This is a genomic window from Bowmanella yangjiangensis, from assembly GCF_017255015.1.
Taxonomy (GTDB): domain Bacteria; phylum Pseudomonadota; class Gammaproteobacteria; order Enterobacterales; family Alteromonadaceae; genus Bowmanella; species Bowmanella yangjiangensis.
Genome location: NZ_JAFKCS010000447.1, coordinates 1 through 633, shown reverse-complemented (window position 1 = coordinate 633; position 633 = coordinate 1). Strand labels below are relative to the sequence as shown.

The following is a 633-nucleotide window of genomic DNA, read 5'->3' as shown; positions in this document are numbered from 1 at the left end:
GAGGCGAGTCACGTCGTGCAACTGCGCCTTGCGCCAGGTGATGCCCACGGCCTCGGTCGGGAGCACCCCGTCCGGCCCGTTCTGCATCAGGTTCTCGTCGACCATGACCTCGACACCCCGCACGGGTGGCTTGCCACCCGGCGGCTGATACTCGGCACAGCCGTCCTTGAGCAGCCGCATCACGCGCGCATCCAGCCGCGCGACGCGATCACCGAAGGCTGGCATCAGTTGCTCAGGCGGCAGAGCGCTTCGCCGTCGACGGTAGCGCCGACCAGCTTGCCGAACAGCACGCCCGAGCCTACGGCTACGAGTTCGCCATCAGTGAGGTCAACGCCGGCGCCGGCAGCGAGGCCGTCGGCGGCAGGCAGGCGCCAGACGCCAGTAACCTGGGCGGCGAACACTTCGCCCTCGTCAGCAGTGACCAGCGCCACGCAGTTGATGGTGCCGATGCGATAGGCGCCGCCGGAAACCACGCCGCCAGCGGGGGCGATGAGGTCGAGGACGTTGCCGTCCTGGTGGTAATTCTTGGCCATGAGGAATCTCCTGTGGCTTGGGGAAGGCTGAAAGCAAAAAGCCCCGCGCGTGGCGGGGCTTTCAGAGGGAGTTGCCTATCAGGCGCCGTTGGACTTCTGC

2 protein-coding genes are annotated in these 633 nt (G+C 67.3%); both read right to left on the bottom strand.

The features are described 5' to 3' along the window. The coding region (locus tag J0A65_RS25075; protein ID WP_206596943.1) for a hypothetical protein at nt 1–225 on the bottom strand (225 nt) is incomplete at its 3' end. After that, nucleotides 225–533, bottom strand: a complete 309-nt coding sequence (locus J0A65_RS25070) for a capsid cement protein (RefSeq protein ID WP_206596942.1) — start codon at nt 531–533, stop codon at nt 225–227. The genes J0A65_RS25075 and J0A65_RS25070, both read right to left, overlap by 1 nt. Nucleotides 534–633: the final 100 nt, after the last annotated feature.